At 65.4% G+C, this 18,074-nt stretch carries 17 protein-coding genes; 4 read left to right on the top strand and 13 right to left on the bottom strand.

Features of this window, described 5'->3' with window-relative positions; translation table 11 throughout:
- Positions 1 to 135: 135 nt before the first annotated feature.
- Both HK353_RS10900 and HK353_RS10895 read right to left on the bottom strand, forming a co-directional pair.
- Positions 136 to 903: a TSUP family transporter gene (locus HK353_RS10900; protein ID WP_173156069.1), complete on the bottom strand. Its 768-nt coding sequence runs from the start codon at positions 901 to 903 to the stop codon at positions 136 to 138.
- A 51-nt stretch (positions 904 to 954) separates the two neighbouring features.
- Positions 955 to 2,802 (bottom strand): proline--tRNA ligase, encoded by a 1,848-nt coding sequence (locus HK353_RS10895; RefSeq protein WP_173156025.1) that lies wholly within the window; start codon positions 2,800 to 2,802, stop codon positions 955 to 957.
- Positions 2,803 to 3,008: 206 nt separating this feature from the next.
- Between HK353_RS10895 and HK353_RS10890 the strand changes: the two genes are divergently transcribed.
- On the top strand, positions 3,009 to 3,869 hold the full coding sequence (locus HK353_RS10890; RefSeq protein ID WP_245395942.1) for an NUDIX hydrolase: 861 nt from the start codon (positions 3,009 to 3,011) through the stop codon (positions 3,867 to 3,869).
- On the top strand, positions 3,869 to 4,285 hold the full coding sequence (locus HK353_RS10885; protein WP_139468792.1) for an RNA-binding S4 domain-containing protein: 417 nt from the start codon (positions 3,869 to 3,871) through the stop codon (positions 4,283 to 4,285). The genes HK353_RS10890 and HK353_RS10885 overlap by 1 nt, the downstream gene beginning before the upstream one ends.
- Before the next feature lie 12 nt (positions 4,286 to 4,297).
- Here HK353_RS10885 and HK353_RS10880 read toward each other — a convergent pair whose 3' ends face one another.
- Both HK353_RS10880 and ispG read right to left on the bottom strand, forming a co-directional pair.
- A complete protein-coding gene (locus tag HK353_RS10880; protein ID WP_173156023.1) occupies positions 4,298 to 5,179 on the bottom strand; it encodes a GNAT family N-acetyltransferase in 882 nt (293 codons plus the stop codon).
- An 81-nt stretch (positions 5,180 to 5,260) separates the two neighbouring features.
- A complete protein-coding gene (gene ispG, locus HK353_RS10875; protein ID WP_173156021.1) occupies positions 5,261 to 6,424 on the bottom strand; it encodes a flavodoxin-dependent (E)-4-hydroxy-3-methylbut-2-enyl-diphosphate synthase in 1,164 nt (387 codons plus the stop codon).
- 280 nt (positions 6,425 to 6,704) lie between these two features.
- On the opposite strand from ispG, the gene HK353_RS10870 reads away from it, so the two are divergent.
- A complete protein-coding gene (locus tag HK353_RS10870) occupies positions 6,705 to 8,105 on the top strand; it encodes a serine hydrolase (RefSeq protein WP_173156019.1) in 1,401 nt (466 codons plus the stop codon).
- A gap of 54 nt (positions 8,106 to 8,159) precedes the next feature.
- Here HK353_RS10870 and HK353_RS10865 read toward each other — a convergent pair whose 3' ends face one another.
- The 3 genes from HK353_RS10865 to dxr all read right to left on the bottom strand — a co-directional run bounded on the left by HK353_RS10865 (position 8,160) and on the right by dxr (position 11,282).
- The gene (locus HK353_RS10865; RefSeq protein ID WP_173156017.1) at positions 8,160 to 8,426 is read right to left on the bottom strand and encodes a hypothetical protein; all 267 of its coding nucleotides are present in this window, start codon (positions 8,424 to 8,426) and stop codon (positions 8,160 to 8,162) included.
- An 88-nt stretch (positions 8,427 to 8,514) separates the two neighbouring features.
- Entirely contained in the window at positions 8,515 to 10,065 is a 1,551-nt protein-coding gene (locus tag HK353_RS10860) for a M50 family metallopeptidase (protein WP_173156015.1), read from the bottom strand.
- A complete protein-coding gene (dxr, locus tag HK353_RS10855; protein ID WP_173156013.1) occupies positions 10,062 to 11,282 on the bottom strand; it encodes a 1-deoxy-D-xylulose-5-phosphate reductoisomerase in 1,221 nt (406 codons plus the stop codon). Before dxr ends, HK353_RS10860 begins: the two co-directional genes overlap by 4 nt.
- A 158-nt stretch (positions 11,283 to 11,440) precedes the next feature.
- Between dxr and HK353_RS10850 the strand changes: the two genes are divergently transcribed.
- Positions 11,441 to 12,640, top strand: a complete 1,200-nt coding sequence (locus HK353_RS10850; RefSeq protein ID WP_173156011.1) for an acyl-CoA dehydrogenase family protein — start codon at positions 11,441 to 11,443, stop codon at positions 12,638 to 12,640.
- Positions 12,641 to 12,769: 129 nt separating this feature from the next.
- Here HK353_RS10850 and HK353_RS10845 read toward each other — a convergent pair whose 3' ends face one another.
- From HK353_RS10845 to frr, 6 genes are all read right to left on the bottom strand, one after another.
- Positions 12,770 to 13,651, bottom strand: a complete 882-nt coding sequence (locus HK353_RS10845) for a class I SAM-dependent methyltransferase (protein ID WP_173156009.1) — start codon at positions 13,649 to 13,651, stop codon at positions 12,770 to 12,772.
- A 94-nt stretch (positions 13,652 to 13,745) separates the two neighbouring features.
- Positions 13,746 to 14,420 (bottom strand): hypothetical protein, encoded by a 675-nt coding sequence (locus HK353_RS10840; protein ID WP_173156007.1) that lies wholly within the window; start codon positions 14,418 to 14,420, stop codon positions 13,746 to 13,748.
- Entirely contained in the window at positions 14,413 to 14,973 is a 561-nt protein-coding gene (locus HK353_RS10835) for a DivIVA domain-containing protein (RefSeq protein WP_025777300.1), read from the bottom strand. The genes HK353_RS10840 and HK353_RS10835 overlap by 8 nt, the downstream gene beginning before the upstream one ends.
- A 100-nt stretch (positions 14,974 to 15,073) precedes the next feature.
- A complete protein-coding gene (gene rlmN / locus HK353_RS10830) occupies positions 15,074 to 16,303 on the bottom strand; it encodes a 23S rRNA (adenine(2503)-C(2))-methyltransferase RlmN (protein WP_173156067.1) in 1,230 nt (409 codons plus the stop codon).
- 186 nt (positions 16,304 to 16,489) lie between these two features.
- The gene (locus tag HK353_RS10825) at positions 16,490 to 17,512 is read right to left on the bottom strand and encodes a phosphatidate cytidylyltransferase (RefSeq protein WP_173156005.1); all 1,023 of its coding nucleotides are present in this window, start codon (positions 17,510 to 17,512) and stop codon (positions 16,490 to 16,492) included.
- A complete protein-coding gene (frr, locus tag HK353_RS10820) occupies positions 17,512 to 18,069 on the bottom strand; it encodes a ribosome recycling factor (RefSeq protein ID WP_173156003.1) in 558 nt (185 codons plus the stop codon). Before frr ends, HK353_RS10825 begins: the two co-directional genes overlap by 1 nt.
- Positions 18,070 to 18,074: the final 5 nt, after the last annotated feature.

Here is an 18,074-nt window from a genome sequence, read left to right as displayed (position 1 = left end):
CTCCTGACGGTGCTGGTCTGGCCTCTCGTCTGACGGAACGAGGAATCATCTCGACGATCTGATCCGAACCTCACCGCTACCTGACGGCGGCCCCGCAACCTCGCGCGAGGTTGCTGGGCCGCCGTCAGGTAGCAATTAGTGGATGAGGGTCGAGATGAAGTCGAAGCCGAGTTTGAGGATCAGCGCGGAGACGACAATGACGAAGACGACGCGGACGAATCCTGAGCCCTTCGCCAGCGCGGTGCGGGCACCGAAGATCCCGCCGGTGACATTGCCGACGGCCATGATCACACCCAGCAGCCAGACGACCTGACCGTCGGGGATGAAGTAGACGAGCGCTCCGAAGTTCGTCGCCCAGTTGATCACCTTCGCCGTGGCCGAGGCCTGCAGGAATGAGAATCCGATGATCGAGACGAAGGCGATGACGAGGAACGATCCCGTCCCCGGCCCGAGCACTCCGTCATAGATGCCGATGACGAGCCCGATCAGCCACGACAGCGCGTGGTGACGTTTCGAGGTTTCCCCGAACCGCAGCGTGGCATCGGCGCCTAGGCTCGGGTTGAGCACCGTGAAGATCCCCACCCCGATGAGCGCGAGCAGAATGATCGGGGTGAACGCGTCGCTGGGCACCAAGGTCGCGAGCTTCGCCCCGAGCACGGCACCCAAGAACGCCGAGGCCGCGGCCGGGATCGTCGCAGACCGGTCTGGGGTGATCTTGCGCAGGTAGGTGACCGCCGAGGCGGTCGTGCCCGCGATCGACCCGACCTTGTTCGTCGCGACCGCTTGGACGGGGCTCATCCCCGGCACGAGCAGCAGCGCGGGCAGCTGGATCAGTCCGCCCCCGCCGACGACGGCATCGATCCACCCGGCCAGGATTCCCGCGGCGAGCAGCCACAGGACCATCGTCCAGGTGACATCGATGCCTCCGGCGAGGGCTTCGAACACCGAGGAGGCTCAGGCGTTCTGGTCGGCGGCGATCGCCGCGTCGGCGGCGGCTGCAGCCTTCGCGTACGCCTCACGCACCCGTGCCACGGTGGCAGGGACTACCTCGGCGACGGGCTGGTCGGACTTCTCCCCAGCCAGACGGTCGCGGACCTCGACGACGCCGTCGGCCAGACCGCGGCCGGCGACGATGACGGTGGGAATGCCGATGAGCTCGGCATCGGCGAACTTGAATCCGGGCGAGACCTTGTTGCGATCATCAAGCAGGACGCTGATGCCTTCGGCCTCGAGTTCGGTCGTCATCTTCTCGGCAGCTTGAGCAATCTCCTCACCCTTGCCCGCGACGATGATGTGCACATCGGCCGGGGCCAGGTGCTGGGGCCAGAGGAGCCCGTCCTCGGAATGGTATTCCTCGGCGATGCAGGCCATGACGCGGGTGACGCCGAGGCCGTAGGAGCCCATGGTCACGGTCGTCGCCTTGCCGTTCTGGTCGAGGACCTTGAAGTCGAGGGACTCGGCGTACTTGCGGCCGAGCTTGAAGATCTGACCGATCTCGACACCGCGGGCCAGCTCCAGCGGACCGGAGCCGTCCGGTGCCGGATCGCCGAGGACGACCTGGGCGGCTTCGATGGTGCCGTCGGCAGTGAAGTCCCGTCCGGCGACGAGGTCGAAGACGTGGCGTCCGGGCTCGTTGGCTCCGGTGATCCAACGGGTGCCGTCGACGACGCGGGGGTCGAGGAGGTAGCGGATCTTCGAGGGCGATTCGAGGCCGAGAACCGGTGCGTCGAGGGAGTTGCCGGGTCCGATGTAGCCCTTGACGAGCTCCGGATGGGCGGCGAGATCCTCAGCCGTCGCGGCTTCGAGGTCGACCTCACCGTCGCCGAGCATGCCGGTGCCGGCGGCCCGGTCGAGGTCGACTTCCCGGTCGCCGGGCAGGCCGATGACGATGATCTCGCGGGTGCCATCGGGGTGGGTGACGGCGCAGACGACGTTCTTCAGCGTGTCCGCGGCCGTCCACTCACGATCGGAGCGCGGGTGCGAGGCGTTCGCCGCGGTCACGAGGGTCTCGATCGTCGGGGTGTCGGGGGTGTCCTCGACATGGGCTGCGGGCGACTGCGAGTAGGGAATCGCCTCGGGGACGATCGAGGTCACGGCCTCGACGTTCGCGGCATATCCGCCGGGCGACTTCACGAACGTGTCCTCCCCGACCTCGGAAGGGTAGATGAACTCCTCTGTCCCGGAGCCGCCCATGGCACCCGGGGTCGCCTTGACCGGCAGGCACGGCAGGCCGAGGCGGGCGAAGGCGCGCAGATAGGCTACGCGCATGGCCTCGTAGGAGGCGTCGAGTCCGGCGTCGTCGATGTCGAAGGAGTAGGCGTCCTTCATGATGAACTCGCGCCCGCGCAGCAGTCCGGCCCTAGGGCGAGCCTCGTCGCGGTATTTGGTCTGGATCTGGTAGATCGACAGCGGCAGGTCTTTGTAAGAGGAGTACAGATCCTTGACCAGGAGGGTGAAGACCTCCTCATGGGTGGGGGCGAGGATGTAGTCGTTCTCGCGGCGGTCCTTGAGGTGGAAGAGGTCAGGCCCGAAGGCCTCCCAACGGCCGGACTTCTTGTACGGATCGGCGGGCAGCAGACCCGGGAAGTGGACCTCCTGGGAGCCGGCGAGCGCCATCTCTTCGCGCACGATGGCTTCGATCTTGCCGAGCACGGCCAGTCCCAGCGGCAGCCACGTGTAGATTCCCGGCGCTGACCTGCGGATGTATCCGGCGCGGTGGAGCAGTTTGTGGCTGGCCACCTCGGCGCCGACCGGGTCTTCCTTCTGGGTTCGCACGAACAGGGACGACATGCGCAGGGCCATGGGTAAATCTCCTCAACTTGTCAAGACTCAGATCGAACACTATCGCACGCGGGCGAGCCGGAGGGAATCCGAGCGGGCGCGGATTCGTCACCTGCGGGAAGAGAATTAGACTGGTGGCTGCAGCACCGAAGCCCGGCATCGGTCGGGGCCATCCTGTCCCCCGCCCGGTCCCCGTTGAAATGACGAGTCCGAACGATACGAAGAGCATGCCTGATCCCAGCCAACTCACGCAGTTCCCGCGGCCCTCGGTCGCGGTCGACACCGCGGTCCTCTGCCCCGTGCCCGGCCGTGGCCTGCATGTTCTCATGACCCATCCCGGGGACGGAGTGTGGCAGCTGCCCGGGTCGATCCTGCGCCCGCAGGAACGCCTCGCCGAGGCGGTCGCCCGCTGTCTGCGCGAAAAGGCGCGGTTGGTCGACCGCGCCCCCGTCCAGCTGCACGTGTTCGACCAACCCGACCGCGATGATCGCGGCTGGGTGATCTCCGTGGCCCACCTCGATGTTCTCTCCGCCTCCGATGTCGGACTCGCCGAGGAGGGCGATCCCACCGAGGCGGCCGTGGCGGATGTTCCGGCACAAGGTGCGGAATCGTCCCCCGTCGAGACGGTCCTCCCCGAGGCGGCCGACCCTGATCCTGCCGAATCGGATTCCGATCACCCGGACTGCCCCGTCCACCGGCGGAAGCTCGTGCCCGTCCACGATGTCGGCGAGCTCAGCGCCGAGCATCAGGAGATCGTGCGCGTGGCCGTGCACCGACTGCGGGCGTTCCACGAACGCACCCCGGATCCCTTCGGGCTCCTGGAGAAGGAGTTCTCGCTGCGGCAGCTGCGCGAGCTCCACGAGATCGTCGCCGGGGAGAGCCTGCAGGCCGATACGTTCCGCCGAACCATGCTGCCGCTGCTCGATCCCACCGGGGAGGCCGTCAGCCAGGGGCGAGGTCGTCCCGCGCAGACTTTCACCCGACGCTCGGCTCTGGCGCTGCGCGCCGACTCCCGAATGCAGGACCCCGATGATGCCGATGCAGGGATGCCCTCGTCCGGCTCGAATTTCTCGGACGGTCATCGCTGATGACCGAGATCAACCGCGATGCCGGAAAGCACATGCGCGTCGACGTGTGGCTGTGGACGACGCGGATGTTCAAGACCCGCAACCTCGCCACTCAAGCCTGCCGCGGCGGGCATGTGCAGGTCGACGGTCAGCGCGTCAAGGCCGCGCAGAAGGTGAGCATCGGCCAGGAGGTGCGTGTGCGCAAGGCCGGGTCCGAATTCATCTGGAAGATCACCGGTTTCATCCCCACGAGGATGCAGGCCTCTATCGCCGTCCAGTGCTATGAGGACCTCACTCCCCCGCCCGATCCGGCGCTGCGCGGATTCGTGCCCAGGCGAGACAAAGGGCTGGGGCGTCCGACGAAGAAGGACCGCCGGGAGATGGAGAAGTTCCTCGGCGATATGGCCAAACCTCAGTCGCGCAACCGTCGCGACTGATAAGCCGAGCGCTCAGTACATGACGGTGGCGAAGGTGCCGACCTGTTCGAAGCCGACGCGGGCATACATGCGCAGCGCCGTCTCGTTGTAGTCATTGGCATACAGGCTCACCGTGGAATGGCCTTTGTCACGGGTGCGCTGGACGACCGCGGCCATGCCCGCTGCCCCCAGACCCTGATTGCGCACTGCGGGATGGACCCATACTCCTTGAACCTGGACGATGCGGCGGGCACGGATGCCGATATCGGCCTTGAACAGCACCTGTTCGTCCTGCTCTTGGGCCGGCCACCGCGGCACCGCACCGCCTTGGGGCAGGCTGGAGGAGATCCGGGCGTAGCAGTTCTTGCCGCGGATGATCCCGCGCACCCGCGCCAGGTACCCGGCCGTGCCGTCCTCGATCGGTGAGAATCCGACCTCTTTGGTGAACATGTCCACACTGGCGGGAAACACCGCACCGAGGTCATCGAGGGTCACCCGGTGCACATGCTCATCGGGGGTGACCAGCGGATCCGAGCTGATGGCCAGCAGCGGCTGCCGTTCGCGCACTCCACGCGGTCGGCCCCAATTGAGCCGCTGCTGCAGGTCGAGGATGACGGACCGGCTGCCGATGAGTGAGCAGGACACGCGACCGTCGGCATTGAGTTTCCGGGCAAGCATCTCATTCGTCGCCGGGGTCGCCGCGACCGGGATGATGTTGCCGCCCACCCAGTAGGCGGCGACGGGCCGGTCACCATCGAAGATTCCGTACAGCGTGCCTGCCGGGGAGCTCAGACGGGCGGTGCCCGTGACTTCGAGCAGGGCGATGAGGTAGACGTTCTCGCAGGGGTTGCGCGCAAGCAGGTCCGTCAGCCACCGGGTGTGCTGATGTTCCAGTCGTGCGATCCTCAGCGCCATGTGCCCCTGAACTCTTTCTCAGCCGTCAGCATGGGCCGATGACTGGACCATGAAACTCTTCGTCCTGACAAGGTATCGCACCTAGCCGACGGTCACTTCAGGCGGCCCCGATGCAGCGCCCGATGGCTGCCCCGCTGCCTCCTCGGCGATGCGGTTGGCCTCGTGGATGAGGGTCTCGACGATCTGGGATTCGGGCACGGTTCGGATGACCTCGCCCTTGACGAAGATCTGGCCCTTGCCGTTGCCGCTGGCCACGCCGAGGTCGGCGTCGCGGGCCTCACCGGGGCCGTTGACGACGCACCCCATGACAGCCACCCGCAGCGGCACCTCCATGCCTTCGAGTCCGGCGGTGACACGTTCGGCCAGCGTGTACACGTCGACCTGCGCGCGCCCACAAGACGGGCAGGAGACGATTTCGAGCTTTCGGGGCCGCAGGTTGAGGGATTCGAGGATCTGGCTGCCGACCTTGACCTCCTCGGCGGGAGGCGCGGACAGCGAGACTCGGATGGTGTCTCCGATGCCCTCGGCCAGCAGGTGACCGAAGGCGGTGGCGGACTTGATCGTGCCCTGGAAGGCGGGCCCCGCCTCGGTGACGCCGAGATGGAGCGGCCAATCGCCGCGTTCGGCGAGCAGCTCGTACGCGCGGACCATGATCACCGGGTCATGGTGTTTGACGGAGATCTTGAAGTCATAGAATCCGTGTTCTTCGAACAGGGAGGCCTCCCACAGCGCGGATTCGACGAGCGCCTCGGGCGTGGCCTTGCCGTATTTCTCCATCAGCCGTCTGTCCAGAGACCCCGCGTTGACGCCGATTCGGATGGACACGCCCGCCTCGGCGGCGGCCTGCGAGATCTCCTTGACCTGGTCGTCGAACTTGCGGATGTTGCCGGGGTTGACGCGCACTCCCGCGCAGCCGGCGTCGATGGCGGCGAAGACGTACTTGGGTTGGAAGTGGATATCGGCGATGACAGGGATCTGGGATTTTCCGGCGATGATCGGCAGAGCCGCGGCATCATCGGCGGTGGGACAGGCCACGCGCACGATATCGCAGCCGGCGGCGGTGAGTTCGGCGATCTGCTGCAGGGTCCCGTTGATGTCCGTCGTCTGCGTCGTCGTCATCGACTGCACGCTCACCGGGGAATCGGATCCAACCCCCACCTTTCCGACATTGATCTGCCTCGTCTTCCTTCGCGGAGCGAGCACGGGAGGCGGCGGTGCGGGCATTCCGAGATTGACCGATGTCACGAAGGATCCCTTCAGTCAGGCTGGTGACCAGCCACAATGTCCGAGCCGGCGCCGATGCGGGGCCCGGATTGTGCGAACCATCACCATTGTAGGACCTCCCACTGACACACGACTGTCCGTCCGCAGGGCGTACCCCGGACAGTCAACCGGCGCACCCCGGGCGGCCTCCGCGCGACCTCGACTCCACCCGTACCACGCCATGGCCCACTGGTCCCGATCCAGTGTCACCGGCTGACGGTAGTGTGAAGGTGAACTGAATTCTGCGCGAAGGAGCAGCCCTGTGAGCACACCCGGATTCGTCGAACCCGATGTCGAGGCGATGGCCGCGGCTCTCGAAGCCGAAGCACAGAAACTCGACGACCAGGGTGGATCTCTGGCATGGGGAATCTTTCGCCGAGGCGGCCCCGCCCGAACCGTGAACGGCGAGGTTCCGTACCGGATCGCTTCGATGACGAAGTCCTTCACCGCCGCAGCCATCGGGCTCCTCGCCGCCGACGGACTCGATCTCGACGCTCCCTTCGGCGCTCTGCTCCCGGAACTGGCCGATACGGCCATCGCCGACCGCACCTGCCGCCAGGCATTGACGATGAGCACCGGTTTCACGAAGGACGACCCGTGGGCGGACCGGATGGAGGCGATGACTCCGGCCGAGCTCACCGCCTGGCTGCACCGCGGCGCCATCGCCTGCGCGCCTGCCGACACCGGCTATGAGTATTCGAACCTCGGCTATGCGCTTCTCGGCATGGTCGCCGAGGCGGTCACAGGCAGGGCTTTCACCGATCTCGTGTCCACTGAGATCTTCGATCCCCTGAAGCTCACGCGCACCGGTTTCGACCACACGGACTTCCCGGACCTGGCGACCGGGTTCCGCGTCGACCTGGACGGCGGCCTCCACCCGGCCGAACTCACCGGCCCAGGAGTCTTCTCCCCCATCGGCGGGGTCATCTCCACGGTGAACGACATCGGCACATGGATGGATGCGCATCTCGATGCCCTCGAACGCATGGACTCCTATGCTCCCGGATCCTGGTCGCGGATACTGACCGACAACCAGCAGCCACGACGGACCATGGAGATCCAGAAGAGCGACCACCACGCGGAGACGCTCAGCTACGGATACGGTCTCGAGACTCGTCTGGACACACGTTTCGGCCGCATCGTCTGCCATTCCGGCGGCTACCCAGGATACGGCTCACATATGCGTTGGTTCCCCGATCTGGGGCTCAGCCTCGTCGTACTCGGCAATACGACCTATTACCCGGCGCAGCGCGTCGTCCAGGACGCGCTCGACCTCGGATGGGCGACGGCCACGGGACGACAGGACACCCGGCTGGAACGGAGTGCCACCTCGGCGCCAGTGCCCCGTTATCCCGCCGCCCAACCCCAGATCGATGCCGTGATCGCCGCGGCGAACCTCGTCAACGACTTCGACGACACCGTCGCCGAGGAGATCTTCTCCATGAACATGGATCTCGACGAACCCCGCGACGAGAGGCGGGAGCGCTTCGTTCGGTGGCGGGCGGAGAAGCAGATCGACCGTCCTCTCCCCGAGGCGGACCTCGAGATGGTCTCCCCGCTGCGCGGAGTGGTCACAGTGCCGGGCACGGCAGATGAGAACGCCACGATCACGGTCGGCCTCAATCACCTCGGCGAGGTGCAGGCGATCACCCTCAGTGCCTGAACGGGTCCGCCACTGAACGGACTGGTCACACTCAACCGCAGATGGCTCACGCCTTCATTCCACGACGAAGTTACTCAGCCCTGCGAGCTTGAGAACGAACGGTGCGATCGACATCAGGACGAGCAGTGAGGCGACCGTCCACAGCCAGGTCATCTTCGCCCTGTGTCCGCGGACTCTCGTCCCCATTGCGAACAGTGGGCTGAGCAGCGGCAGCCCGTAGAAGAGCGGAGTCAGCGCGAAGGCGAGCGCAAGGAATCCGATGAACGTCCATTCCGTTCGCGAGAAGAAAGGCTCACGTGGCTTGGTCTCAGTATTCTCCACTCGCACCACCCTAGCCGAGATCGCCCAAACTGCATGCTCGGTCTACCTGCCAGAGCCCGGCCCGGCCCATCCACCGGAACGGCCCGACCTACCCGCCGGAGTTGAAGATCGCGTCGAGGGTGATGGGTTTGACGAGGTCGACGTAGACGAGCAGCGCCGTCATGCACAGCATCAGCCCGATGCACACGTACGTCAGCGGCAGCAGCTTCGCGGTGTCGAAGGGTCCGACCAGTCCGCGTCCGCGCCACCGGTTGATGCGGCGGCGCGCACCTTCGTAGAGACCCACGGCGATGTGACCGCCGTCGAGGGGCAGCAGCGGGATCATGTTGAACGCGAAGAGGAAGATGTTGAGCGAGCCGAGCATGCCCAGCCCCATCTGCGCCTTGTCGACGACGTCGATCTGATCGGTGGACACGATCTCGCCGGCGATGCGGCCGACGCCGACCATGCCGACGAGTCCTTCGGCATCCCGGTCCTTCGTCCCGACGGCCACCTCGCCGATATCGACGAGTTTGACCGGCAGGGTGATGATCGCGTGGAAGACTCCGGAGACCTGGTCCCACACCGCGCCGGGGAACTCAGCGAGCGGCAGGGACTGACGTTCCTGGACGGGTCCGACGCCGAAGAATCCTTGGGTCTCGGTCTGCGGAGTTCCGTCCGGGTTGAGCACGGCCTTGCCGGTGTCGTCGACCTTCGGCCTTTCGCTGGCGATGATCGGCACGGTCACCGTTTGGGCCTGACCATCTCGGATGAAGTCGACATCGACGCGTTCGCCTGCATGTTCCTTGATGACCGAGGACAGCTGGTCCCAGTCCTTCGTCTCAACGCCGGCTATCGAGGTGATCTCGTCACCCGGTTTGATCCCAGCCTCCCACGCGGGGGTGAGCTGATCGTCGGAACGGCAGGTGTTCTGCTCCGAGGCGGGACGCTGCTGCGCTTCGGACGCGGGCACCGCACATTCGACGACGGTCTGGACGGTCGTCGTCGGAGTGACCACACCGATGCCCAGCAGCGAGATCCCCATGATGAGGATGCCCAGGATGAGGTTGACGAAGGGACCGGAGAACATGACGACGAGGCGTTTGGGCACGCTGAGTGCATAGAACGTCCGGTGCTCCTCCCCCGGCTCGATCTCCTGGTTCGAGAACTCGCGGGCATCGGCCATCGTGTCTTCGAACAGCCGCCCCTTCCGCTTCTTCCGGTCCCGGCGCAGCGGAGCGGCATCACCGTCATCCATCCCCTCGCCGAGGCGGCCCGAGGTTTCGCTGTCGGTCGAGTCGAGTGCAGCGTTAGGTCCACCGAGGCGGTCCGACGTGCCGTCGACCCCGCCGTCGGCGCCGGCTGACGTGCCGCCTTTCTGCGCAGCCGCGGCGGTCTCATGGCGGGCCTTCGTCGCCTCCTCGGGCGGATACATTCCCGGCATCGCGATGAACCCACCGAGGGGGAACGCTTTGATGCCGTATTCGGTCTCACCGCGGCGGAAGGAGAACAGGGTCGGTCCGAAGCCGACCATATAGTGCGTGACTTTCACCCCGAACTTCTTCGCCGGGGTGAGGTGGCCGAGTTCGTGCAGCGCAATCGAGATCGAGATGCCGATGAGGAACAGGATGATCCCGACGATGTAGAGCACAACTGTCATCGGCGGCCTCCTTTATGCTCGGCGACGTCGGCGCGAGCGAAGTCCCTGGCCCAGGCGTCGGCGGCCAGCACGGTCTCCACTGTGTGTTCGGCCGCAGGCTCGTGGGCGGCCAGAGCTCGGGCGAGGCCTTTGTCGATTCCGGTGAAGGCGATGTCTCCGGCGATGAATGCAGCGACGAGTTCCTCATTGGCAGCGTTGAGCACGGCCGGGTAGCTGCGGCCCTTCCTGCCGGCGTCGATGGCCAGACCGAGAGCGGGAAAGGCGAGATGGTTGACCGGTTCGAACGACCAGTGCATGGGCTGTCCCCAATTGTGCGGAACGGCACCCGAGGTCAGTCGCTTCGTCGTTCCGTCGTCCTGCGTGCCCAGCGCATAGGAGATCGGCAGGCGCATATCCGGTGGGGAGATCTGCGCGATCGTCGAGGCATCGGTGAATTCGACCATCGAATGGATCTGCGACTGCGGATGGACGACGACTTCGATGTGGTCGAAGTCAATGTCGAAGAGCAGGTGGGCTTCGATGACCTCGAGGCCTTTGTTGACCAAAGTCGCCGAGTTGATGGTGATCATCGACCCCATCGACCAGGTGGGATGGTTGAGCGCCTGGGCAGGGGTGACTCGGCGCAGGGCATCACGGGTCATTCCGCGGAAGGGACCGCCCGATGCGGTGATGATGAGCTTGCTGACTTCACCGTGTGTGCCGGCGCGCAGCGCCTGGGCGATGGCGGAGTGCTCACTGTCGACCGGCACCAGGCGGGCCCCAGAGGCACGAGCGGCATCGAGGACGATGGACCCGCCGATGATGAGTGATTCCTTATTCGCCAGGGCCACATCCGTCCCGCGTTCAAGGGAGGCCAGGGTCGCGCCGAGACCGGCGGCACCGGTGATCGCGTTGAGGACCATATCGGCGGCCAAGCCGGCGACCGCCTCGGCGGCGTCAACACCTAAGTGGATGGCTTCGACGGGATCGGCAACTCCCCGCTGGACAGCCAGCTCGGTCAGTCGCGCACGCACCTCGGCCTCGCCCCCGGCGGGTGGGGTCGTGAGCCCGATGACGGGAACGTGGAAATCGAGGGCCTGCTCGAGCAGAAGATCGACCTGGGACCCGGCGGCCAAGCCGATGATCGCGTGCTCGTCCCGGTGTTCGGCGAGGACATCAAGGGCCTGGGTGCCGACCGAACCGGTTGAGCCGACTACAATGAAACCACGTTTACTCACGCCAACCGATGATGCCAAAGTTCTCTGGGAAATGACTCGACACGGACTCGTGTGTCGCCCAGCGGGACCTGGTCATCTGTAGTGCTTCGGGACACCGATCTTCCACCGGGTTCCGGTAAAACTGTGAGCGAAGACAATCAATGGCGAAAGAGATGGATATGAGCAAGACGCTGAGCCCCGACGACATTCTTGGACTGGATTCGGTCTTCGAATCCGATGACCTCGAATTCGCATCGATCGTGAAGAAATGGCTGGACGAGAACGTCCGGGAGAAGATCGGCGACTACTTCCTCGACGCCACCATCCCCGCTCGGGAACTGGCCGAGGGACTCGGCGAGCTCGGTCTGCTGGGCATGCACCTCGACGGCTACGGCTGCGGCGGGTCGACGGCGACTCAGTACGGACTGGCCTGCCGTGAACTCGAAGCCGTCGACTCCGGTCTGCGCTCCCTCGTCTCCGTGCAGGGTTCGCTGGCGATGTTCGCCATCCACCACTGGGGATCGGAAGCACAGAAGGAAGAATGGCTGCCGAAGATGGCCGCCGGCAAGGCCATCGGCTGCTTCGGTCTGACCGAACCCGATGTCGGCTCCGACCCGTCGGGGATGAAGACGACCGCGAAGAAGGACGGATCCGACTGGATCCTCAACGGCGCGAAGATGTGGATCACGAACTCCCCGGTCTCCGATGTCATGGTCGTGTGGGCCAAGACCGAAGAGGTCGACGACAAGGGCAATAACGTCGTCCGCGGCTTCGTCGTCCCCTCGAACACCGAGGGTGTGCAGACCCCGGAGATCCACCGCAAGATCTCGTTGCGCGCCTCGATCACCGGTGAGATCGTCCTCGACAACGTCCGTCTGCCCGAGGATGCGATGCTGCCGAAGGCCAAGGGACTCAAGGGGCCCCTGTCCTGCCTGTCCGAGGCCCGCTACGGCATCGTCTTCGGCGTCACCGGTGCCGCCCGCGACGCCCTGCTCTCCGCTCTGGAGTACACCGGCACCCGTGTGCAGTTCGACCGCCCGCTGGCGTCGTTCCAGATCACTCAGCAGAAGCTGGCGAAGGCCTTCGGCCAGTACTCGCAGATCACTCTGCTCGCCGCTCACCTGGGCAAGCTCAAGGACTCCGAGAAGGGTGTGCGTCCCGAGCAGATCAGCCTGGGCAAGATGGTCAACGTCGACACCGCGATGAATGTCTGCCGTGACCTGCGCGCCCTGTTCGGCGGGTCGGGCATCACGAGCGAATACCCGCCGCTGCGTCACGCGGTCAACCTCGAGACAGTGCTCACCTACGAAGGCACGCACGAGGTGCATCAGCTGACTCTGGGCCGCACGATGACCGGAATCAACGCCTTCGCGAACTGAAACCAGTGAGCAGGGCACCCGCCCTCCTCTGAACACAGTCAACGCCCGCCGATCCTGCTGAGGTTCGGCGGGCGTGCTGTATTCGCAGACACCAGCCGGGTGAAATCACTCGATTTCGGCCGGCCGTTGTCAGTTTCGACGACGCAGTTCGAGGACCACGGTCTGTTCATCCTCGCCGAGGTGGCTCCTGGCTTCCAGCCCCTGCTCGGCTGCGATCCCGGTGGCCTCTGCAGCCTGACCTCGCCAAAGCTCGATGAGCAGCAAACCATCCGGGGCCAGCCAGTCCAACGACTCCGTGATGAGTCGACGGATAAGGTCGAGGCCGTCGGAGCCGCCGAAGAGCGCGCTGCTCGGTTCGAAGTCGAGGGCCTCATGCGGCAGAAAGTCGGCTGCCGTTTCAGGTACGTAGGGCGGCACGGCCGCGATGACGGAGATCGACTGCCGCAGTGTGCCGGGCAGTCCGAGGAGACAGTCGAGGACATGTCCCGCCACGGTAGTGCCGGACTCATCTGCTTGTTCGGACCCGCCTGCCTGCGCAGACTCCCCCGCCTGGATGCAGTGTTCGACATTCTCCACTGCACACCGCACGGCCTCCGCCTGCGCATCACCGACGTGGATCTCCACCCCCGGCACCTTGCCGGCCACCACCGAGGCGACCGGTCCGACGCCACAGAACGCTTCGAGCACAACAGGTCGCACAGCAGCGACGCCAGCGTCTGTCCCTCTTCCGTTCCCTCGCGAGTCCGTCATCCGCCGGGTCGCGGACACCGCATGCGCGGCGAGCAGAGCCGTTCGCTGCCGCGGCACAAACACTCCGGGACGCACGCTCAGTCGCAGACCCGCAACATCGACCCAACCGACGATCTGTTCGAGGGGTTCGCCGGTGACGCGGCGAGCCACCAGCTCCTCGAGTGTTGACGCGGAGTCGTCATCACATCCGGCCGCCGCCTCGATGAGGATCGCCGCCTCGTCCTCGGCGAAGACGCAGCCGGCCGCGCGCAGAGCAGCCACCGTCTCAGCCGAACGAGGATCAGCAGACCGCGGGTCCGCGGAAGCCGGAACGTCGACACCATCGTCGGCGTCAAAGCCCCCAGGAGTCCGGGGCTCAGGAGGCAGAAAGTACCTCGGTGCGGTACCAGTCGAGGCTCGTACCCGCCTCAAGATCACCGTCGTCGGTGAGCACCAGTGTGCGCTGCGGGTCGAGCGGCACTACTGCGGCGAATTCGACGCGGGAGTCACGCATCGCCTGGTCGAGGTTCGCGGTCTCGGAACCGATCGTCACTCCGATGCCTTCGAAACGCGACCGGGTGACTCGCACAGAGGCACGCCCCGGCTCGATCGGTGCGTCTTCGATGGCGTGGAGAACCACTAAGTCTGAGACAGAGTCAGAGGAAGCCCCTGTCCGCAGATCCACGACGAGCCCGATCCGGGCGGCGGCCAACGCACCGAGCGCCCGCGCCAACGGAGGGACATCCTCGGCGAAGGTGAGCCGGGCACCGGATTCGGGAACCACACCCATGGCACGGAGCACTCCGGCGAGTTTCGAACTGCGGTCGAGCACCTCGGCGCGGTCGAGCTCGACGGGAACGGACAGCGCCTTGATCAGGCGGGGATCGGTGACCTCGCGACCGTCGACGAGCGGTTTCTCCGGGGCCGGTCCGGTGAGCACGATGTCTTCGGCATTGCCCATCGCGATCGGGAAGTCAAGGAGTTCGTACACCGGGTTGAGCGTGCCGGGGTCGGTCGCGGTCGGGACCGCGAAGTAGTGGAAATCAGTCAACGGAGGCCATCACTTCGACGACGCGGTCGATGAACGCATCGACCTGGTCCTCGTTGTATGCCTTCTTGCCCTTTGCGGTCTTGAACAGCACGCGGCGGACCTGGTCGACGCTCATCGCCACACCCTGCGTGAAGTACGAGTTGACCTTGTCGCACATGTCGTCGACCTGAGTGATGTCGTAGCCGATGACTCCGGGAGGCGGGTTGTCGAAGCGTTCACCGGGCTCACGGACCAGGCGTCCCCGCAGGGACGCGGCCACACGGGTGAGTTCGGAGACCCAGGCGTCCTGACCGGACTGCGCGATGAGGCGGTCTCGGGCCTGCTTGGCGAATGCGTCTTCGAGGCGATCGAGTGCGGCGTCGACGACGGCGACGTGGTAGCCCTTGCGGACAAGGTCGAATCCGACCGTGCGCACCGCGCGGGAATCGAGGTCGCCGGGCTGCGGCGTCGGCCGTTCGAAGGACTCACGTGCACGCTTGAAGAAGCTGTCGACCTGCTTGGGGTCGTATCCGTTCTTCCAACCGGACATTCGAGGGAAAGTCGTGTCCGCCATGTCTCCTCCAGAAGCGAGTGGCTGTGGTGTTTCCACCATGATAGATGGAAGCCGCAGAATTTGCGTTGCCGCGGTCGGCAGTTGCCGAAACGGGCGTCGATCAGTCGGCTGCGGCGAGCTGTCCGCAGGCGCCATCGATGTCGGAGCCGCGGGTGTCGCGGATCGTCGTCGGAATGCCCTGATCGATGAGGCGGCGGACGAATTCGTCGGCGACCTCCGGTTCGGAGGCCGTCCACACCGACCCCGGGGTCGGGTTGAGCGGGATCGGGTTGACGTGGACCCAGCCGCGTCCGCGGGCGTTGAGCTTCTTCGCCAGCAGTTCCGCACGCCAGGCGTGGTCGTTCATGTCCTTGATGAGCGCGTATTCGATGCTCACCCGCCGACCGGTCACCTGGTAGTAGTTGTAAGCCGCGTCGATGGCCTCGTCGGCCTTCCAGCGCGTGTTGACCGGGATCATCTCATCGCGCAGTTCGTCATCGGGTGCGTGGAGGCTGAGGGCGAAGGTGACGGGGATGTCCTCGGCGGCGAGTTTGTTGATGCCGGGCACGAGTCCGACTGTGGAGATCGTGATCCGCCTGGCCGACATGCCCAGTCCTTCGGGGCTCGGTCCGACGAACCGGCGCACCGCGTTCATCACTCGCTTGTAGTTGGCCAGGGGTTCGCCCATGCCCATGAAGACGATGTTCGAGACCCGTTCGGGGCCTCTCGCCGAGGCGGCCGTGACCTCCCCGTCGAATCCGGCTTCTCCCGCCGCTTCGTCATCATCGGCCTCCGCGCCGAGCGCGGTCTCTCCGGCACCGGGCATATCCGACTTCGGGGCTTCGGCGAGTTCGCCGGCGGCGATGACCTGGTTGGCGCGGACGACCTGTTCGACGATCTCGGCCGTGGACATGTTCCTGGTCAGCCCCTGCTGGCCGGTGGCGCAGAACGGGCAGTTCATTCCGCAGCCGCACTGGCTGGACACGCACAGGGTGACCCGGTTGCGGTAGCGCATGAGCACGGATTCGACGAGTGCCCCGTCGAAGAGGCGCCACAGGAACTTGATGGTGTCGCCGTTCTCTGTGCGCAGGCGGCGCACTTCGGTGAGCAGATGCGGGAAGAACCGTTCCTGAATCTCTGCCCGCTTGTCCTTGGGCAGGTCCGTCATCGCCTCGGTGTCGGTGACATAGTGGCTGAAGTAGTGGGTGGAGATCTGCTTGGCCCGGAAAGCGGGCAGTCCCATCTCCGTGACCGCGTCGATGCGTTCGTCCATCGTCATATCAGCCAGATGCTGAGGAGGCTGCTTGACCCGTGCGGACTTGAAATTGAGAAGGGGACGGCCATCGCGCATCGGGGTCTTCGATGTCGTGCCGTCGGCATGTTCGACGACGGGCCTGGTCTGCCTTCTGCCTGGTTGAGAACTCACACGGCCATTGTCTCATGTTCGTTGCACGGCTGTCGTGTGTGAGCCGCCACGTCGGGCAGGTGCGAACCGGACAGGGTCAGAAGCAGCCGGGTAACCGAGTCGGCGGGCCGGTCAGAGGTAGCCGGGCAGGACCGAGAAGAGAACGAGCGCGACGGGAGCGGTCGGCAGAATCGAGTCGAGTCGATCCATTACGCCGCCGTGGCCGGGCAACAGGGTGCCCATGTCCTTGAGTTCGAGGTCGCGTTTGATCATCGATTCGCTGAAGTCGCCCAGAGTGGCGAAAGCGGGGATGACGGCACCGATGACCAGACCGGTCCAGAACGGAGCATCGACGACGGTGACGGCGAGGACCGTTGCGACCACCGCGGCGAAGACGGTCGAGCCGAGGTAGCCTTCCCAGGACTTCTTCGGCGAGATCCGCGCGGCGATGGGATGCTTGCCCCACAGCACGCCGAAGACGTAGCCGCCGGTGTCGGAGGCGACGACCGCGGCGAGGAAGATGATGACGTAGAAGTTGCCGTCCGGCTGGGTGAGGATGTAGACGATGAAGCAGGCCATGAGGCCGACATAGGTGAGAGCGAAGAGGGAGAGCGAGACGTCTTTGACTGCGTTCTTCCGGCGCTCGACCATCGTGAAGAGCATGACTGCTCCGGCGCTGGCGGCGAAGGTCACCCAGAGCGCTTCGCGGCCCCCGATGAACGTGGCCACGACCATACAGGCCGCCGACACCATGGTGGGCACGCGGGAGACGAGGGAGCCGGAACGTGACAGAGCGTTGGCCAGCTCCCACATTGCGGCGACGATGCCGACGAGGACGATGAAGAGGAACGAGATCGGCAGGAAGATCAGAGACGCGAGCACCACGCCGCCGATGAGCAGTCCCATGCCGATCGCGGCCGGCAGGTTGCGTCCGGCTCGACCGTAATCCTTCGGTTCAGGTTCGGAATCGGTCGCAGCCGCCTCGGCGGTCGGATTCGATTCCCGGTCGTCAGGCGAATACGGCTTGTCCGAGTTGCGCAGGTCTCGACGTTTCGGGAAAGGGGTCTCAACCCGCGCGGCCTCGCCTGACGGATCCGGCTCCCCGAGGGGAGCCGGATCCGTTGCGGGGCTGTCGGACCCTGTCACGGCGATCATCAGACCTCGAGCAGCTCAGCTTCCTTCTGCGCAAGCAGCTTGTCGACGTTTTCCACCTTGCTCTTCGTCAGATCGTCGAGCTCGGAGATGCTGCGATTGACCTCGTCCTCGCCGGCTTCGCCGTCCTTCTTGATGCGTTCGAGCGTCTCTTTGGCTTGACGACGGATGTTGCGGATGGAGACCTTGCCGTCTTCGGCCTTGCCCTTGACGATCTTGACGTATTCCTTGCGGCGTTCCTCGGTGAGGTCCGGGAGGACGACGCGGATGACGTTGCCGTCGTTGGCGGGGTTCGCGCCGATGTCGGAGTTGCGCAGAGCGTTCTCGATATCGGTCAGCGTGCCCTTGTCGTAGGGGGTCACGAGAATCGTGCGTGCCTCGGGCGTCTGGAACGAGGCGAGCTGCTGCAGCGGTGTCGGAGCCCCGTAGTAGTCGATCTCGATATCGGCGAACAGTGCGGGGTTGGCACGGCCGGTGCGGATCGACGCGAAGTCCTCCTGCGTGAATTCGACGGCCTTGTCCATCTTCTCTCTGGCTTCGGCCAGTGTCTCTTCAATCACGGTTG

The sequence above is a fragment of the Brevibacterium permense genome (assembly GCF_013280495.1).
GTDB lineage: Bacteria > Actinomycetota > Actinomycetes > Actinomycetales > Brevibacteriaceae > Brevibacterium > Brevibacterium permense.
Note: the sequence above shows the minus strand (reverse complement) of the source record. Positions and strands in the feature narration are given on the sequence as shown.